Origin of the sequence: Pseudomonas sp. OST1909 (genome assembly GCF_015277575.1) — a bacterium.
In the GTDB taxonomy this organism is placed as follows: Bacteria; Pseudomonadota; Gammaproteobacteria; order Pseudomonadales; family Pseudomonadaceae; genus Aquipseudomonas; species Aquipseudomonas synxantha_A.
The window spans coordinates 5,770,258-5,785,129 of record NZ_CP063780.1 but is presented as its reverse complement, the minus strand read 5'-3'; the positions used below and the strand labels follow the sequence as shown (position 1 = coordinate 5,785,129).

The window sequence follows — 14,872 nt, the reverse complement described above, 5'->3', positions numbered from 1 at the left end:
CAGAATGAAAGTTTTGTTATGTGATCTTATAACAATAGAGCCGAGAGTTTGACCGCCTGCTTGGTGTTGCGCAAGCTGCATGGGAGCATGACGGTCAGAAAAATGCAGGAGTACAGCGATGTTGCGAATTCGTGGAACCATCGGCGACCTGCCGGTGGACTTGACCCTGGAACTGGACGACGGCGATTGGGCGCGCTTGGGCGCACAGCTTCAGGCCACCCCAACGCCCAGTGCGCCAACCGCGGCGCCGGTCAAACAGAACGACGACCTATGGCAGAGCGCCCAGGAGGTGCTGCGCAAGGCAGGGCAGCTCAACGGTCTGGAATTACTCGATCAACTGGAAGGGTTGGCAGGCGATGCGGGCGCGGGCAAGCGCCTGTTGGTACGCCTGCGTCATAGCGCCAAGGTCAAGGTGAGCAGCGGCGGGGATACGCCGCTGTACCGTTGGATCGGTGATTAGTACAACGCGGCAAACAATTTGCGGCGGTACACCGTGACCAGCGGGTGCTCATTGCCCAGTAATTCGAACACCTGCAGCAATGTCTTGTGCGGCAAGCCTTCGCTGTAGCTGCGGTTGCGGGTAAACAACTTGAGCAAACCTTCCAGTGCAGCATCGTACTGCTGGCGCGCCAGTTGCTGGATCGCCAACTGATAGGCCGCTTCGTCGTCCTGCGGGTTCTGTGCCAGGCGGCTCTTCAGATCGGCGGTGTCCGGCAAGTCTGCGGCCTGGCGCAGGAAGGTGATCTGCGCCTTGGCCCCGGCCAGGGCGGCCTTGTGGTCGTCGCTTTTGACAGCGTCAAGCACGGCCTGGGCTTCGCCCAATTCGCCGCGTTCGGCCAAGCAGCGTGCGTACAGGATCAACGCGGGGGCGTTAGTGTTGTCTTCGCCCAACAGCGCCACCAGCAGCCCTTCAGCTTCACTGATGCGCCCTTCGCTGAACAACGCCTGGGCCTGTTCCCGCGGATCCGCCGCAGCCGGTGGTGGCATCTGCACATGGGGTTCCAGCATCGCCCGCACTGCCGACTCCGGCTGCGCACCGGCAAACCCGTCCACCGGCTGGCCATCCTTGAACAGCACCACCGTCGGCAGGCTTTGAATGCCGAAACGCGCGACGATGTCCTGTTCGGCCTCGCAATCGACCTTGGCCAACAGCAACTCGCCGCGATAGCTCTCGGCAATCTGCGCCAGCATCGGCATCAGCGCCTTGCATGGCGCACACCATTCGGCCCAGAAGTCCACCAGCACAGGTTTTTCAAAAGAATTCTGAATCACCGCCTGGTCGAAGTTGGCGGTGGTGACGTCGAAGATGTACGGCGTGGGCTCACTCATGGGGCGTCTCGAATAAAGCGGGAATGGGGGCAACTATAAGGGCTGGCGCCGCGAATGGTACAGACTCACCTTGCGAAACTCCCAAGGCTCGGCCAGGTCTGGCAGGGTCAACGCGTCCAGAACCTCCAGCCGTTGATAACGCGGGTGTTGGAAGTCCCGCACCCGCGAATCCGCCACCAGCGCTTCGCGGCCACGGCTGAGGAATTGATCGAGCAACGGAAGGTTGGCGCGGTCGTAAAGCACGTCGGCCACCAGGATCAAGTCAAAACGGTCGGCTTCGGCGAAGAAGTCGGCGCAATAGCCCAGCTCCACCGCATTGAGTTCGGCGTTGGCGCGGCAAGACGCCAGGGCCAGCGGGTCCAGGTCACAAGCCACTACTTCCAGGGCCCCCGCCTTTACGGCGGCAATCCCGGCCACGCCGGAGCCGGCACCGAAATCCAGCACGCGTTTGCCGGCGACCCACTCGGGATGCGCCGCCAGGTAGCGCGCCAACGCCAGGCCGCTGGCCCAGCAAAAGCTCCAGTAGGGCGGCTCATGCAGGATGCGCCGGGTTTCTTCCTGGCTGAAGGCGCGGTCCATATTGTCGGCATCGAGCAGCCACAGCGACAAGTCGGTGCCCGGCAGCGGGCAGGGCACCAATTGCGCGTCGCCGATCAACTCGCTCAAGGCGCGCTGCAGGTGCAGCGGTGGCGTCATGGCGCCTTGACGAGTTGCAGGGGGCCGGTGCTCTGGGTGATCGCCTGGGTGACGCGCACGGCGGGCAGGTGCAGGATCAACTGGCCGGACTGGCTGGCGCGGCCACGCAATTCAACGCGTGCACCGGCCGGGAAGGCTTCAGGGTTGAAGCGCAGGCGGAAGGCCAGAGGCTTGCCATTGCCGCTCAGCACGCTGCTGGCGAGCAGTTGCTGCGGGCGCGAACGGTCGTCGATCACCAGCAGCGCCATCTCGACTTCGGCGCCGGCGGGCACGTTGGTCAGGCTGCCGCTGATTTCCCGTTGATAGGCGGGCAGGGGGCCGAGGTCTTCAATACCCGGGACTTTTTTCTCTTGTGCCGGTGTCGGTTGAGGCGCGGCCGGTTTGGGGGCTTCGCTGCTGCAGGCGACCAGAAAACTGAACAGCGTGAGTAGAACGAGTGGTCGTAACTGCATGTACGGCTCCAGAAAGGACAAAATCCGTGGCTTAAAAAATATCAAACATATAAGCCTGCCTATATACCGTAAAGGCTATGGCTTGTCTTGCGACGGGGATGCGCTACCATGGCCCTCCCATTTTTTGTTGCCTGCCAACCATGCACTGTCCCTTCTGCGGTGCCAACGACACCAAGGTCATTGACTCGCGTCTGGTCGCCGAGGGCGATCAAGTGCGTCGCCGGCGCGAATGCCTGGCCTGTGGTGAACGTTTCACCACCTTCGAAACCGCCGAACTGGTATTGCCCCGTCTGATCAAGTCCGACGGCAGCCGCCAGCCTTTCGACGAAGAAAAACTGCGCGCCGGTATGCAGCGCGCCCTGGAAAAACGCCCGGTGAGTGTCGAGCGCCTGGAAGCGGCGCTGGTGCATATCAAGCACAAGTTGCGGGCGACCGGCGAGCGCGAGGTCAAGAGCCTGGTGGTCGGCGAGTTGGTGATGGGCGAACTGCAAAAGCTCGACGAAGTCGCCTATATCCGTTTTGCCTCGGTGTATCGACGCTTCCAGGACCTCAATGAGTTCCGCGAAGAAATCGACCGCCTGGCCCGTGAGCCCTCCAAACAATGACGTCTGAACAGGCAGTCCTCGACGCCCATTACATGGCGCGTGCCCTCGAATTGGCGCGCAAGGGCCTGTACACCACCCACCCCAATCCACGGGTGGGCTGCGTGATAGTGCGTGACGGGCAGATTGTCGGCGAAGGCTGGCATGAGCGCACCGGCGAGCCCCATGCCGAGCCGAATGCCCTGCGCGCCGCCGGTGAAAAGGCCCGCGGCGCGACGGTGTACGTGACGCTGGAGCCGTGCAGCCACCATGGCCGTACGCCGCCGTGCGCCGATGCACTGGTGAGCGCCGGTGTGGTGCGGGTGGTGGCAGGTATGCAGGACCCGAACCCGGAAGTGGCCGGGCGGGGCATGCAGCGCCTGGCCCAGGCGGGTATCGAGGTGCGCAGCGGCGTGCTGGAAGCTGAGGCGCGGGCGCTTAACCCGGGGTTCCTCAAGCGCATGGAGCACGGTTTGCCGTTCGTGCGGGTCAAGCTGGCCATGAGCCTGGACGGCCGCACGGCGATGGCCAGCGGCGAAAGCCAATGGATCACCGGCCCCGCTGCCCGCGCCGCCGTCCAACGTCTGCGTGCCGAGGCGAGTGTGGTGTTGACCGGTGCCGATACGGTGCTGGCCGACGGCGCCCGCTTGACTGTGCGCGCCGCTGAGTTGGGCCTGGATGAACAAACCACCGCCCTGGCCATGTCGCGCCCGCCGCTGCGCGTGTTGATCGACGGCCGCTTGCGCGTGCCGCTCAATGCACCCTTCTTCAAGGCAGGCCCGGCACTGGTCATCACCTGCGTAACCCCGGAGAACCAGTTCCCCCGTGGCCCAGAGTGCCTGGTGGTACCAGGCGTGGAGGGCCAGGTCGACCTGCGCTCGGCGCTGGTGGCATTGGCCGCCCGTGGCGTCAACGATGTGCTGGTGGAAGCGGGCCCGAGCCTGGCGGGCGCGTTTGCCCAGCAGGGTCTGGTGGATGAGTACGTCATATTCATCGCCGGCAAGTTCCTCGGCTCCGCTGCCCGGCCGTTACTGGACTGGCCGCTTGAGAAGCTGGTCGACGCGCCCCAACTCAAGATCACTGACATGCGCGCTGTAGGCGACGACTGGCGAGTCACTGCCATTCCCGTCCCGACAGCGAGCGTATAATTCCCGGCCTGCGCTTAAGCGTCAGCCCCTCGTTTTCAGGAGAGCGAAATGTTCACCGGCATTATCGAATCCATCGGCAGCATCCGTGCAATGACCCCCAAAGGCGGCGACGTGCGCCTGCTGGTTGAAACCGGCAAGCTGGACCTCGGCGACGTCAAGCTGGGTGACAGTATCGCCGTCAGCGGCGTGTGCCTGACCGTTATTGAGCTGCCGGGCAACGGCTTTGCCGCCGACGTCAGCCGGGAAACCCTGGACTGCACCGCGATGAACGACCTCAAGGCTGGCAGCCCGGTCAACTTGGAAAAAGCCCTGACGCCGACCACGCGCCTGGGCGGTCATCTGGTCAGCGGCCATGTCGACGGTGTCGGCGAAGTGGTGGCCCGCAGTGAAAACGCACGCGCCGTGGAATTTCGCATTCGTGCGCCCAAAGAGCTGGCCAAGTACATTGCCCACAAGGGTTCGATTACCGTTGATGGCACCAGCCTGACCGTGAACGCCGTCAATGGCGCCGAATTTGAACTGACCATCATTCCCCACACCCTCAGCGAAACCATCATGGCCTCCTACCAGCCGGGGCGCCGGGTGAACCTGGAAGTGGACTTGCTTGCCCGTTACCTGGAGCGCCTGTTGCTGGGCGAAAAGGCCGCAGAGCCTGCATCAGGCAATATCACCGAAAGTTTTCTGGCCGCTAACGGCTACCTGAAATCCTGACCAAGGGGGTGCCGCGTGGCGCTCAATAGCATCGAAGAACTGGTTGAAGACATCCGCCAAGGCAAGATGGTCATCCTTATGGATGACGAAGATCGCGAGAACGAAGGCGACATCATCATGGCCGCCGAGGCGTGCAAGCCTGAGCACATCAACTTCATGGCCAAGCACGCCCGTGGTTTGATCTGCATGCCCATGAGCCGCGAACGCTGCGAGTTGCTCAAGCTGCCGTTGATGGCGCCGCGCAATGGGTCGGGTTTCGGCACCAAGTTCACGGTATCGATTGAAGCCACCACTGGCGTCACCACCGGTATCTCCGCCGCTGACCGCGCCCGTACCGTGCAAGCCGCCGCCGCCAAAGATGCCAAGGCCGAAGACATCGTCAGCCCCGGTCACATCTTCCCGCTGATGGCTCAACCGGGTGGCACCCTGGCTCGCGCCGGTCACACCGAAGCCGCCTGCGACCTGGCGCGCATGGCCGGTTTCGAGCCGAGTGGGGTGATCTGCGAAGTGATGAACGATGACGGCACCATGGCCCGTCGCACTGAACTGGAAGCCTTTGCCGCCGAACACAACCTCAAGATCGGCACCATTGCCGACCTGATCCACTACCGCATGATCCACGAACGTACCGTTCAGCGGATTGCCGAGCAGCCGCTGGACAGCGAACTGGGCCAATTCAATTTGGTGACCTACCGTGATTCGGTGGAAGGCGACGTGCATATGGCCCTGACCCTGGGCAACATTTGCGCCGAAGAGCCGACCCTGGTGCGGGTGCACAACATGGACCCTCTGCGCGACCTGTTGATGGTCAAGCAACCCGGCCGCTGGAGCCTGCGCGCCGCCATGGCCGCGGTTTCCGAGGCTGGCAGCGGTGTGGTGCTGTTGCTCGGTCACCCGCTGGACGGTGACGTATTGCTGGCGCACATCCGCGAAACCGCCGACGCCGTGCCGGTGAAAAAACCGACCACCTACAGCATCGTCGGTGCCGGTTCGCAGATCCTGCGCGACCTGGGCGTTCGCAAAATGCGCCTGATGAGCGCACCGATGAAATTTAATGCGATATCCGGATTCGACCTGGAAGTTGTAGAATACGTGCCCTCCGAATAAAGGCCGGCGATTTTTGCCCCTTGTTCGCGGTTAAATCATCACTGAGGGACGCACTTTTCGCGTCCCGGCTCTTTAAGAGATTTGTCGAATGACCCTGAAGACCATCGAAGGTACCTTCATCGCCCCCAAAGGCCGCTATGCCCTGGTGGTTGGCCGCTTCAACAGCTTCGTGGTTGAAAGCCTGGTAAGCGGTGCAGTTGACGCCCTGGTTCGCCACGGTGTGAGCGAGAGCGATATCACCCTTATCCGCGCCCCTGGCGCCTTCGAAATTCCACTGGTTGCGCAAAAAGTTGCTCAGCAGGGTGAATACGCGGCGATCATCGCCCTGGGCGCGGTCATTCGTGGCGGCACCCCGCACTTCGAATACGTAGCCGGCGAATGCACCAAGGGCCTGGCCCAGGTGTCCATGGAGTTCGGCGTGCCAGTCGCTTTCGGCGTACTGACCGTTGATTCCATCGAGCAAGCCATCGAGCGTTCCGGCACCAAAGCCGGTAACAAGGGCGCTGAAGCTGCCTTGTCCGCGCTGGAAATGGTCAGCCTGCTGTCGCAGTTGGAGGCCAAGTGATTTCCGACGAAAGCGATCGTTTCAACCCGCGTGACGAGCGTCCAGCCGATGCCGGCAAGCCTTCGAAAAGCGAAAAGCGCCGTGCGGCCCGTCAGCTCGCCACCCAGGCGCTGTATCAGCGTCATATGGCTGGCACTTCGCTGAACGAGATCGAAGCGCAATTTCGCGTCGATAACGACTTCACCTTTGCTGACCAGAGCTACTTCCACGACATCCTGCACGGTGTTCCGGCCAACATGACCGAGATCGATGCTGCGCTGTCGCCATGCCTGGACCTGACCCTCGAAGAGCTGGACCCGGTTGAGCTGGCGGTACTGCGCCTGTCCACCTGGGAGCTGCTCAAGCGCGTTGACGTACCGTACCGCGTGGTGATCAACGAAGGCATCGAACTGGCGAAAGTCTACGGTTCGACCGACGGTCACAAGTTCGTCAACGGCGTGCTCGACAAGCTGGCCCCGCGCCTGCGTGAAGCCGAAGTGAAGGAACACAAGCGCTAATCTGCGCTTGAGTCCCGCATGGGCGAGTTCGAGCTGATCCGCAAGTACTTCGCCGCCGCGCCCTGTGCGCAAGGCGGCGATGGCATTGCCCTGGGGATCGGCGACGACTGTGCCTTGCTGGCGCTGCCCGCCGGAGAGCAACTGGCGGTCTCTACCGATACGCTGGTGGCCGGCGTGCATTTTGCCGACCCCTGTGACCCGTACCTGCTCGGCCAGCGCTCGCTGGCCGTGGCGGTGAGCGACCTGGCCGCCATGGGCGCCAACCCCCTCGCGTTTACCCTTGCCCTGACCACGCCGACCGTTGATGCCGATTGGCTGCAATGCTATGCCCAAGGCCTGAACGCCATGGCGCAACGTTGCGGCGTGGGCTTGGTGGGCGGCGATACCACCCGAGGGCCACTGAGCCTGACCCTGACCGTATTTGGCCGCGTACCGGCCGGGCAGGCGTTGACGCGCAGTGGTGCGCAGCCGGGTGACCTGCTGTGTGTGGGCGGCGAACTGGGCAATGCCGCTGGCGCTTTGCCATTGGTCCTGGGCCAACGCACGGCGGATGCGGCAGTCGCCGAGCCGCTGCTGGCACATTACTGGTCGCCGCAACCGCAGTTGGCCCTGGGGCTGGCGTTGCGGGGCAAGGCGAGCGCGGCCATGGATATCTCCGACGGGCTGCTGGCCGATTGTGGGCATATCGCCAAGGCTTCGGCGGTCAGCCTGGTGATCGAACGTCACAGGTTGCCTTTATCCACAGCCTTGCTGACATTCGTCGGCGAGGATCAGGCCCGCGTCGCGGCGGTGAGCGGGGGCGATGACTACGTGCTGGCATTTACCTTGCCGATATCCGCCTTGGCGCCTTTGCGAGCGGGCGGCTGGCCGATTCACGTGATCGGTCGGGTCGAAGCGGGGCTGGGCGTGACCCTGCTCGATGCCCATGGTCAGGACATCACGCCAGCCGTGCGCGGCTATCAGCATTTTCGCGAGACCCCGTAGCCAGCGTCCTGCGCTACCCTTTATCTGATGATTACCATGTAGGAAGCCGTCACTATGGTCGTGCGCTGCTGGCTGCTGATCGCTCTGTGTGCCTTTACCTCTGTACTTCAGGCGGATGAGGCGTCGGTGCCCGGCAAGGTCATGCTGGCCAGCGAAGAGTGGAACGACTACACCAATAAAGATGGCAGCGGCCTGGCCTGGGACGTGGTGCGCCAGATCTTCGAGCCGGTAGGCATCACCCTGCAGACCCGCAGCGAGCCCTACACCCGCTCGGTCGGCCTGGCCCAGCGTGGCGAGGTGGATGGATGCGTCGGCACCTATCGCAATGAAGTCAGCGGAGTGTTGTACCCCCGCTGGAACTTCGACGCCGACCACGTTTATGCCCTTGGGCTCGCCACTGCGCCTACGCCGACACAGGCGACGCTGGGCGACTACCGCCTGGCCTGGGTGCGTGGCTACAAGTACGAGCAATACCTGCCCAATGTGCGCCGCTTCAACCAGATCGAACGGCGCGACGGTATCCTGCCGATGCTGCAATACGGTCGCGCCGATTTCTATATCGATGCCCTCACTGAAGCCAAGTATGTACTCAGCCAGGCGCAAGACCCGGCGCTGTTCAAACTTACGCATATCGCCGAGTTGCCGCTCTACATAGCCTTTGCCGATACCGAGCGCGGCAGGGCGTTGATGGCGGTGTATGACCAGCGTTTGGCCGCCCTGGTCAAGACCGGCGAGCTCAAAGCGACTTTTGCGCGCTGGAAACAGCCGTATCCGTTTCCGGGCCCATAGAACTGACGCGAAGGCCAATCGAACCTATTGATCTTTATCAGCGATAATTCAGCTTAAGCGTCTGTAGGAACCTGCTGTTACAATGGCCGCCTCTGTGAAATCTGAAATCAGGAGCACACGGTGCCCGTCGTTTTCGTCGCCGCTTCCAAGCTGCCTACCCCTTTTGCCACGTTCACCATGAACGGCTTTCTTGAAGAAGCCACCGGGCGCGAACACGTTGTGCTCAGCCTCGGCGACATCACGGATGGCGCGCCGGTGCTGGGGCGCGTGCATTCCGAGTGCCTGACCGGCGATGCGCTGTTCAGCCAGCGCTGTGACTGCGGCTCGCAACTGGAAGCCGCTTTGCAAGCCATCGCCCGTGAAGGCCGTGGCGTGCTGCTGTACTTGCGTCAGGAAGGCCGTGGCATTGGTTTGTTGAACAAGATCCGCGCCTACGAACTGCAAGATGGCGGCGCCGACACCGTGGAAGCCAACGAGCGCCTGGGCTTTGCCGCCGACCAGCGCGACTACGCCATCTGTCTGCCGATGCTTGAGCACCTGGGGGTCAAATCCCTGCGCCTGATGACCAACAACCCGCGCAAGGTCAAAGCCTTGACCGAGATGGGCATCACCGTGGCCGAGCGCGTGCCGCTGCACACCGGGCACAATCCGCACAACAAGCTCTACCTGGCGACCAAAGCCAGCAAGCTCGACCATATGATGGGCAACGAGCACCAGGGCGAGGTCGACCGCGCGTGACTCGCGGCCAGGTGAAACGGCGGTTGTCCTTCAACTGGTGGCAGTACCTGGCGTTGGCATTGCTGCCCCTGTTCGTGATCAATCTGCTGTTTGGCCGGGCTGAACCCCTGCTGCCCGTGCTGGCCATGCCGTTCTTTATTGCCGGGGTGGCCTCGATGTTTCTCAGCCTGCGTTATTTTCACGGCTATAAACATGCGCTGATCGCCACTTCCAAAGCCCTCGATACCCCTGAAGAACCCGCTGCCTGGATCACCCTCGCGGCTCGTCGCCGCACGGCCTTGCTGGTGGCTGCGTTACCGGCCTGGATCGGTGCGCTCGCGGTGTTCGTCGGCCTGGAAGCGGTGCCCCTGTTTCTCTTGGCCCTGTCGACGCTGGTGCTGTTTTACCTCTATCGCATCCCGCGTCAGTTGGGATGAAGCGCTACTGGCTGGCGCTGCTGCTGGTGGTCAGTACGCCGGTGTGGTCGGTCGAACGTGTCGTCAGCCTGGCGCCGTCGCTGTCTGAAATCGTCGTTGAACTGGGTGCTGCTGACCTATTGGCAGGCGTGCTTGATGGTGGTGAGCGGCCAACGGCACTGGCAACGGTTGCGTCGGTCGGGCATTACGGCCAACTGGATATGGAGCGTCTGCTCAGCCTGAAGCCCGACCTGATCCTGCTGTGGCCCGGCAGCGTCGGCCCGGCCCAGCGTGAGCAGCTTCAGCGGTTGAATATCCCGGTGTATGTCGCCGAGCCCCATAGCCTTGAGCAACTGACTACTCAGGTCCAGGCCATTGCCGAGCAATTGGGCCGAGCTGAGGCAGGGCGCCAGCTCGCTGCACAACTACGCCAGCGCTTGGCCGAGTTGCGCCAGCGCTACCAGCGAACCGAGCCGTTGCGGGTGTTTTACCAAGTGTGGAACCAACCGCTGTACACCGTGGGTGGTGGGCAGATCATCAGCGATGCGCTCAGTGTGTGTGGCGCGCGCAATGTGTTTGATGATCTGAAGTTGCCGGCGCCGCAGGTCAATATCGAGTCGGTGCTGGCGCGTGATCCCGAGGTGATCCTGGTGGGTGATCAAGCTCAGAGAGATGCGTGGAAGGCATGGCCGATGATGTCTTCGCGGGTGCGATTAGTGCCGGACAAGGGCCTGGAGCGGCCCAGTGGGCAGATGTTGGAGGCGGTGGGGCGGTTGTGTCAGGTTTTATCACCTAACCTGTGAAACCGCTATCGCAGGCAAGCCAGCTCCCACAGGGGAATGCATTTCAATTGTGGGAGCTGGCTTGCCTGCGATGACGTCGGTGCAGGCCCCTCAGAACTCAGGCGTCCATGTCAGCCCAACCATCCACACCCGACCTTCTTCACGATAATTCTGAGCCTCGCCGAGGTAGCTGTACTTCGCCCGTGCATAAGACTTGTCCAGCACGTTATCCACCTTCAGCGACAACGATACCTCCCGGTTCAGCGCCCAACTGCTGCGTAGCCCCAACAAGGCATACCCGCCCAAACGGTTGCGATTGGCTTCATCGTCGTAGCTGCTGCTGATCGCCTGCCAGCTCGCGCCAACGCCCAGCTTGTCGAACTGCCGATCCAGATCCAGGTTCAATGTACGCCGAGCGCGACGTGCCAGGGTGTGGCCGCTGTCACGGTCACGCGGGTCGATAAGCGACAGGCCAAGGTTGCCCTGCCAGCCAAACACTTCCTGCTTGAGCGCCGCTTCAAAGCCGTTGATCCGCGCCGATGCCACGTTTTGCGGCTTGCCGGCGTCAAGGATGATCGCGTCGCTCAGGTCGGTACGATACAGCGAGGCTTCCAGGCGTGTGCTGTCGGTCAGTTGGCTGCGCCATTGCAGCTCGTAGCTCTTTGATGTTTCGGGCTGCAGATTGGGGTTGCTGTACTGCGTGTCGGGGTAATAGAGGTCGTTGAAGGTCGGCGCGCGGAAGCCTTCGCTGTAGCTCAAGAGTAGGTCGTTGTCAGGGTTGACCGGTACGGTCAGGGTGCCGCTCCAGCTATTCTGGCCGCCGAACTGCTGGTTCTGGTCGCGACGCAGCCCAAGCTCGGTAGAAAACCACTCGCTGTGGAAGCGGTGCTGCACAAAAGCGGCGCGGTTCCAGCGGCTGTTTTCGGTAAAGGTGGTGGAGCCGTGGAAGCGGTCTTCATACCAGTCGCCACCGATGATCAGGTTGTTCTGCTCATTCAGGGTCAGGTCGTTCTGCCAGTTGACCGAGTCGCGGTAGGTATTGAACGCGCTGAAATCATCACTGAGCGTATCGCGCTTGGTGTCACGGTTTTCGCTGTGGCCCAACTCCAGGCGCGACTGCCAGGTCTCATTGAGCTTGGCATCGACATAACCGCTGGCGCTGCTGACGGTGTAGTCGGTGTAAGGTTTCTGACCAACGCTTTGCTCGGTGACGCTGTCGTAGCGGCCAAAGCTATTGTCATATTCCGACTTGCCCCGGTTATCCAGCAGATTGAAACCTACCTCCAGCTCATCGCTGAACGAATGGCGGAGGTTCAGGCTGATGGACTGGTTGCGGTAGGCGTCATGGTCGCCGTCACTGGGGAACGATGCGTGGCTCGCGTTGATACCTGCGGTTTCATCCAGGCTTGCGCCCAGGTTGAAGCGCGTATGTTCATCGCCGCCCGACAAGCCCAGGCTACGTTCCCAAGTCTGGTTACTGCCAAACCCGAGCTTCAAGCGCGGCTGCAAGCCTTGCTCGGCATTGCGCCGGGTAAATACCTGGATCACGCCGCCAATGGCATCGCTGCCGTAGATCACCGAACGGGAGCCGCGCAGCACTTCCACCCGTTCAATTTGGTCGACGTTGAGGTATTGCAAGCCGCTGTCGCCTGAGGTGGTATTGGCGATGCGCTGACCGTCAACCAGCACCAGGCTCTGGGCAGACTTTGTGCCTCGAATGAAGATCCCCGGCAAACTGCCACGCCCACCGGTCGGCGCAACCTGCACACCGGGCACGCGGCTGAGCAGGTCGGTGACGCTGGTGGGTTGCAGGCGGTCGATGTCGGCGCGGGTGAAGACGGTGTTGGCAGCGCTGCTGTCGTTACGCGCCTGCACTTGGCGGTTGGCGCTGATAACCACGTTGGAGAGCTTAAGCGCCTGTTCTCGGGTGTCGGCGAGCAGGTCGGTGCAAGGTAGAAGCAGTAGGGCAAGGCACAGGCGGTTCATGGGCTGTCCATAGCGTTTGAAGGTGACACAAAATCAAATGTGGGAGGGGGCTTGCCCCCGATTGCAGTGGTTCAGTCACAATAGTTACAACTGAAACACCGCTATCGGGGGCAAGCCCCCTCCCACATTTAGTCCCGGTTTCTACAGGGCCAGAAGCGTCATGCGCTCGCGGACCGAGGCTTCGATGCCGGCCTCGTCCAAGCCACACTCAGCCAGCATCTGCGCCGGCTTGGCGTGCTCGACGTACACATCCGGCAAGCCCAGGTGCAGCACCGATTTGAGGATGTTCTCCCGCGCCAGGAACTCGCTGACTGCCGCACCGGCGCCGCCCATGATGGCGTTCTCTTCGACGGTCACCAACAACTCATGGCTGGCGGCGATTTCGCGTACCAGCGCTTCATCCAACGGTTTGACGAAACGCATGTCCACCACTGTGGCATCAAGCTTTTCAGCCACTTTCAGCGCTTCGGCCAGTTGTACGCCAAACACCAGGAATGCAGTTTTGCTGCCTTGGCGACGCACGACGCCTTTGCCGATCTCAATCGGCTCCAGGTCTTTCTCGATCACGGCATTCGGGCCATTGCCCCGGGGATACCGCACAGCGGCCGGGCCGTTGTACAGGTGGCCGGTGCTGAGCATCTTGCGCAGTTCGTTTTCGTCGCTGGGCGTCATCACCAGTATGCCGGGGATGCAGCGCAGGTAGGACAGGTCGAAGCTGCCAGCATGGGTCGGGCCGTCTTCGCCCACCAGGCCGGCGCGGTCGATGGCGAACAGCACGTCGAGGTTCTGCACCGCCACATCGTGAACCAACTGGTCATAACCGCGTTGCAGGAAGGTGGAGTAGATCGCCACCACCGGCTTGGCGCCTTCGCAGGCCATGCCGGCGGCGAAGGTGACAGCGTGCTGCTCGGCAATCGCCACGTCGAAGTAACGCAACGGGAAACGCTCGCTGAACGCCACCAGGTCGGAGCCTTCCTTCATCGCCGGGGTGATGCCTACCAAGCGTGGGTCGGCAGCCGCCATGTCGCACAGCCATTCGCCAAACACACCGGAATACTTCGGCCCGCTAGCCTTTTTCGGCGCGGCTGCGGGCGCGTCCAGGGGTTCGAGCTTGGTGATCGCGTGGTAACCAATCGGGTCGACTTCAGCCGGGGCAAAGCCTTTGCCCTTTTTGGTGACGATATGCAGGAACTGCGGGCCCTTGAGGTCGCGCATGTTGCGCAAGGTGGCGATCAGGGTCGGCAGGTCGTGGCCATCGATAGGGCCGATGTAGTTCCAGCCCAGCTCTTCGAACAGGGTGCCGGGCACCAGCATGCCCTTGGCGTATTCTTCGGTGCGACGGGCGATTTCCCACGCTCCAGGCAGACGCGACAGCACTTTCTTGCTGCCTTCGCGCATGCTGGCGTAGGTGCGGCTGGAGAGGATTTTCGCCAGGTAATTGGACAGGCCACCGACATTGCGCGAGATCGACATGTCGTTGTCGTTGAGGATCACCAACATGTTGGCATCCACTTCCGGCGCATGGTTGAGCGCTTCGAAGGCCATGCCGGCAGTCAGCGCGCCATCCCCGATCACGGCAATCGCCTTGCGATCGCTGTTTTGCAGACGGGCGGCAATCGCCATGCCCAACGCTGCACTGATGGACGTGCTGGAGTGGCCGACGCCAAAGGTGTCGTACTCGCTCTCGGAACGGCGCGGGAAGGCGGCCAGGCCGTCCTTCTGGCGCAGGCTGCCCATGCGCTCGCGACGGCCGGTGAGGATTTTATGCGGATATGCCTGATGGCCCACGTCCCACACCAGCCGGTCGTCCGGGGTGTCGAACACGTAATGCAGGGCGATGGTCAGCTCGATCACGCCCAGCCCGGCGCCGAAATGCCCACCGGTCTGGCCGACCGTATAGAGCAATTCCAGGCGCAATTCATCGGCCAGGGTTTCCAGCTCGGCTTCACCCAGTCGACGCAGGCCGTCCGGCGTGGCAGCGCGGTCGAGCAGGGGCGTGGACGGGCGTTTGCGGGGAATCTCTTGAAACGTCGTGGGCATCAGGCGAATCGTTATAGGTATAGAAGAGGCGGCAGTTTACCTCAAGCCGTGCAAACTGCCCACGCAGGGCGC

17 protein-coding genes are annotated in these 14,872 nt (G+C 62.3%); 12 read left to right on the top strand and 5 right to left on the bottom strand.

Features of this window, described 5'->3' with window-relative positions:
• Positions 1–118: 118 nt before the first annotated feature.
• Positions 119–460 (top strand): hypothetical protein, encoded by a 342-nt coding sequence (locus IH404_RS25235; RefSeq protein WP_005791860.1) that lies wholly within the window; start codon positions 119–121, stop codon positions 458–460.
• Here IH404_RS25235 and trxA read toward each other — a convergent pair.
• From trxA to IH404_RS25220, 3 genes are read right to left on the bottom strand one after another with little or no spacing between them, the layout of a single operon-like run.
• A complete protein-coding gene (trxA, locus tag IH404_RS25230; RefSeq protein ID WP_194439349.1) occupies positions 457–1,329 on the bottom strand; it encodes a thioredoxin in 873 nt (290 codons plus the stop codon). The genes IH404_RS25235 and trxA overlap by 4 nt on opposite strands.
• A 33-nt stretch (positions 1,330–1,362) precedes the next feature.
• Positions 1,363–2,025 (bottom strand): 50S ribosomal protein L11 methyltransferase, encoded by a 663-nt coding sequence (locus IH404_RS25225; protein ID WP_194439347.1) that lies wholly within the window; start codon positions 2,023–2,025, stop codon positions 1,363–1,365.
• Entirely contained in the window at positions 2,022–2,477 is a 456-nt protein-coding gene (locus tag IH404_RS25220) for a YbaY family lipoprotein (RefSeq protein WP_005791855.1), read from the bottom strand. Before IH404_RS25220 ends, IH404_RS25225 begins: the two co-directional genes overlap by 4 nt.
• Positions 2,478–2,617: 140 nt before the next feature.
• Between IH404_RS25220 and nrdR the strand changes: the two genes are divergently transcribed.
• The 11 genes from nrdR (at position 2,618) to IH404_RS25165 (ending at position 10,795) form a co-directional block, all read left to right on the top strand.
• The gene (gene nrdR / locus IH404_RS25215; RefSeq protein ID WP_019818855.1) at positions 2,618–3,082 is read left to right on the top strand and encodes a transcriptional regulator NrdR; all 465 of its coding nucleotides are present in this window, start codon (positions 2,618–2,620) and stop codon (positions 3,080–3,082) included.
• Positions 3,079–4,206: a bifunctional diaminohydroxyphosphoribosylaminopyrimidine deaminase/5-amino-6-(5-phosphoribosylamino)uracil reductase RibD gene (gene ribD, locus IH404_RS25210; RefSeq protein ID WP_005791852.1), complete on the top strand. Its 1,128-nt coding sequence runs from the start codon at positions 3,079–3,081 to the stop codon at positions 4,204–4,206. Before nrdR ends, ribD begins: the two co-directional genes overlap by 4 nt.
• A gap of 48 nt (positions 4,207–4,254) precedes the next feature.
• A complete protein-coding gene (locus IH404_RS25205) occupies positions 4,255–4,917 on the top strand; it encodes a riboflavin synthase (protein WP_005791849.1) in 663 nt (220 codons plus the stop codon).
• 15 nt (positions 4,918–4,932) lie between these two features.
• The gene (gene ribBA, locus IH404_RS25200) at positions 4,933–6,024 is read left to right on the top strand and encodes a bifunctional 3,4-dihydroxy-2-butanone-4-phosphate synthase/GTP cyclohydrolase II (RefSeq protein ID WP_003194579.1); all 1,092 of its coding nucleotides are present in this window, start codon (positions 4,933–4,935) and stop codon (positions 6,022–6,024) included.
• 88 nt (positions 6,025–6,112) lie between these two features.
• Positions 6,113–6,589, top strand: coding sequence for a 6,7-dimethyl-8-ribityllumazine synthase (ribE, locus tag IH404_RS25195; RefSeq protein WP_003194576.1), 477 nt, complete (start codon positions 6,113–6,115; stop codon positions 6,587–6,589).
• Positions 6,586–7,086 carry a transcription antitermination factor NusB gene (nusB, locus tag IH404_RS25190; RefSeq protein ID WP_005791846.1) on the top strand — a complete coding sequence of 167 codons (501 nt, stop codon included), beginning with the start codon at positions 6,586–6,588 and terminating at the stop codon, positions 7,084–7,086. Before ribE ends, nusB begins: the two co-directional genes overlap by 4 nt.
• A gap of 18 nt (positions 7,087–7,104) precedes the next feature.
• Positions 7,105–8,070, top strand: a complete 966-nt coding sequence (gene thiL / locus IH404_RS25185) for a thiamine-phosphate kinase (RefSeq protein WP_194439345.1) — start codon at positions 7,105–7,107, stop codon at positions 8,068–8,070.
• 54 nt (positions 8,071–8,124) lie between these two features.
• Positions 8,125–8,859: a transporter substrate-binding domain-containing protein gene (locus IH404_RS25180; RefSeq protein ID WP_005791842.1), complete on the top strand. Its 735-nt coding sequence runs from the start codon at positions 8,125–8,127 to the stop codon at positions 8,857–8,859.
• A gap of 120 nt (positions 8,860–8,979) precedes the next feature.
• Complete coding sequence (gene ribA, locus IH404_RS25175; RefSeq protein ID WP_005791841.1) at positions 8,980–9,597, top strand: GTP cyclohydrolase II; 618 nt, start codon at positions 8,980–8,982, stop codon at positions 9,595–9,597.
• Positions 9,594–10,013 carry a nuclear FMR1 interacting 1 family protein gene (locus IH404_RS25170; protein ID WP_032803731.1) on the top strand — a complete coding sequence of 140 codons (420 nt, stop codon included), beginning with the start codon at positions 9,594–9,596 and terminating at the stop codon, positions 10,011–10,013. Before ribA ends, IH404_RS25170 begins: the two co-directional genes overlap by 4 nt.
• The gene (locus tag IH404_RS25165; protein ID WP_005791837.1) at positions 10,010–10,795 is read left to right on the top strand and encodes a cobalamin-binding protein; all 786 of its coding nucleotides are present in this window, start codon (positions 10,010–10,012) and stop codon (positions 10,793–10,795) included. Before IH404_RS25170 ends, IH404_RS25165 begins: the two co-directional genes overlap by 4 nt.
• 90 nt (positions 10,796–10,885) lie before the next feature.
• On the opposite strand, the gene IH404_RS25160 is transcribed toward IH404_RS25165, so the two are convergent.
• On the bottom strand, positions 10,886–12,760 hold the full coding sequence (locus IH404_RS25160) for a TonB-dependent receptor (protein ID WP_194439343.1): 1,875 nt from the start codon (positions 12,758–12,760) through the stop codon (positions 10,886–10,888).
• A 141-nt stretch (positions 12,761–12,901) separates the two neighbouring features.
• Complete coding sequence (gene dxs, locus IH404_RS25155) at positions 12,902–14,800, bottom strand: 1-deoxy-D-xylulose-5-phosphate synthase (protein ID WP_194439341.1); 1,899 nt, start codon at positions 14,798–14,800, stop codon at positions 12,902–12,904.
• Positions 14,801–14,872 lie beyond the last annotated feature (72 nt).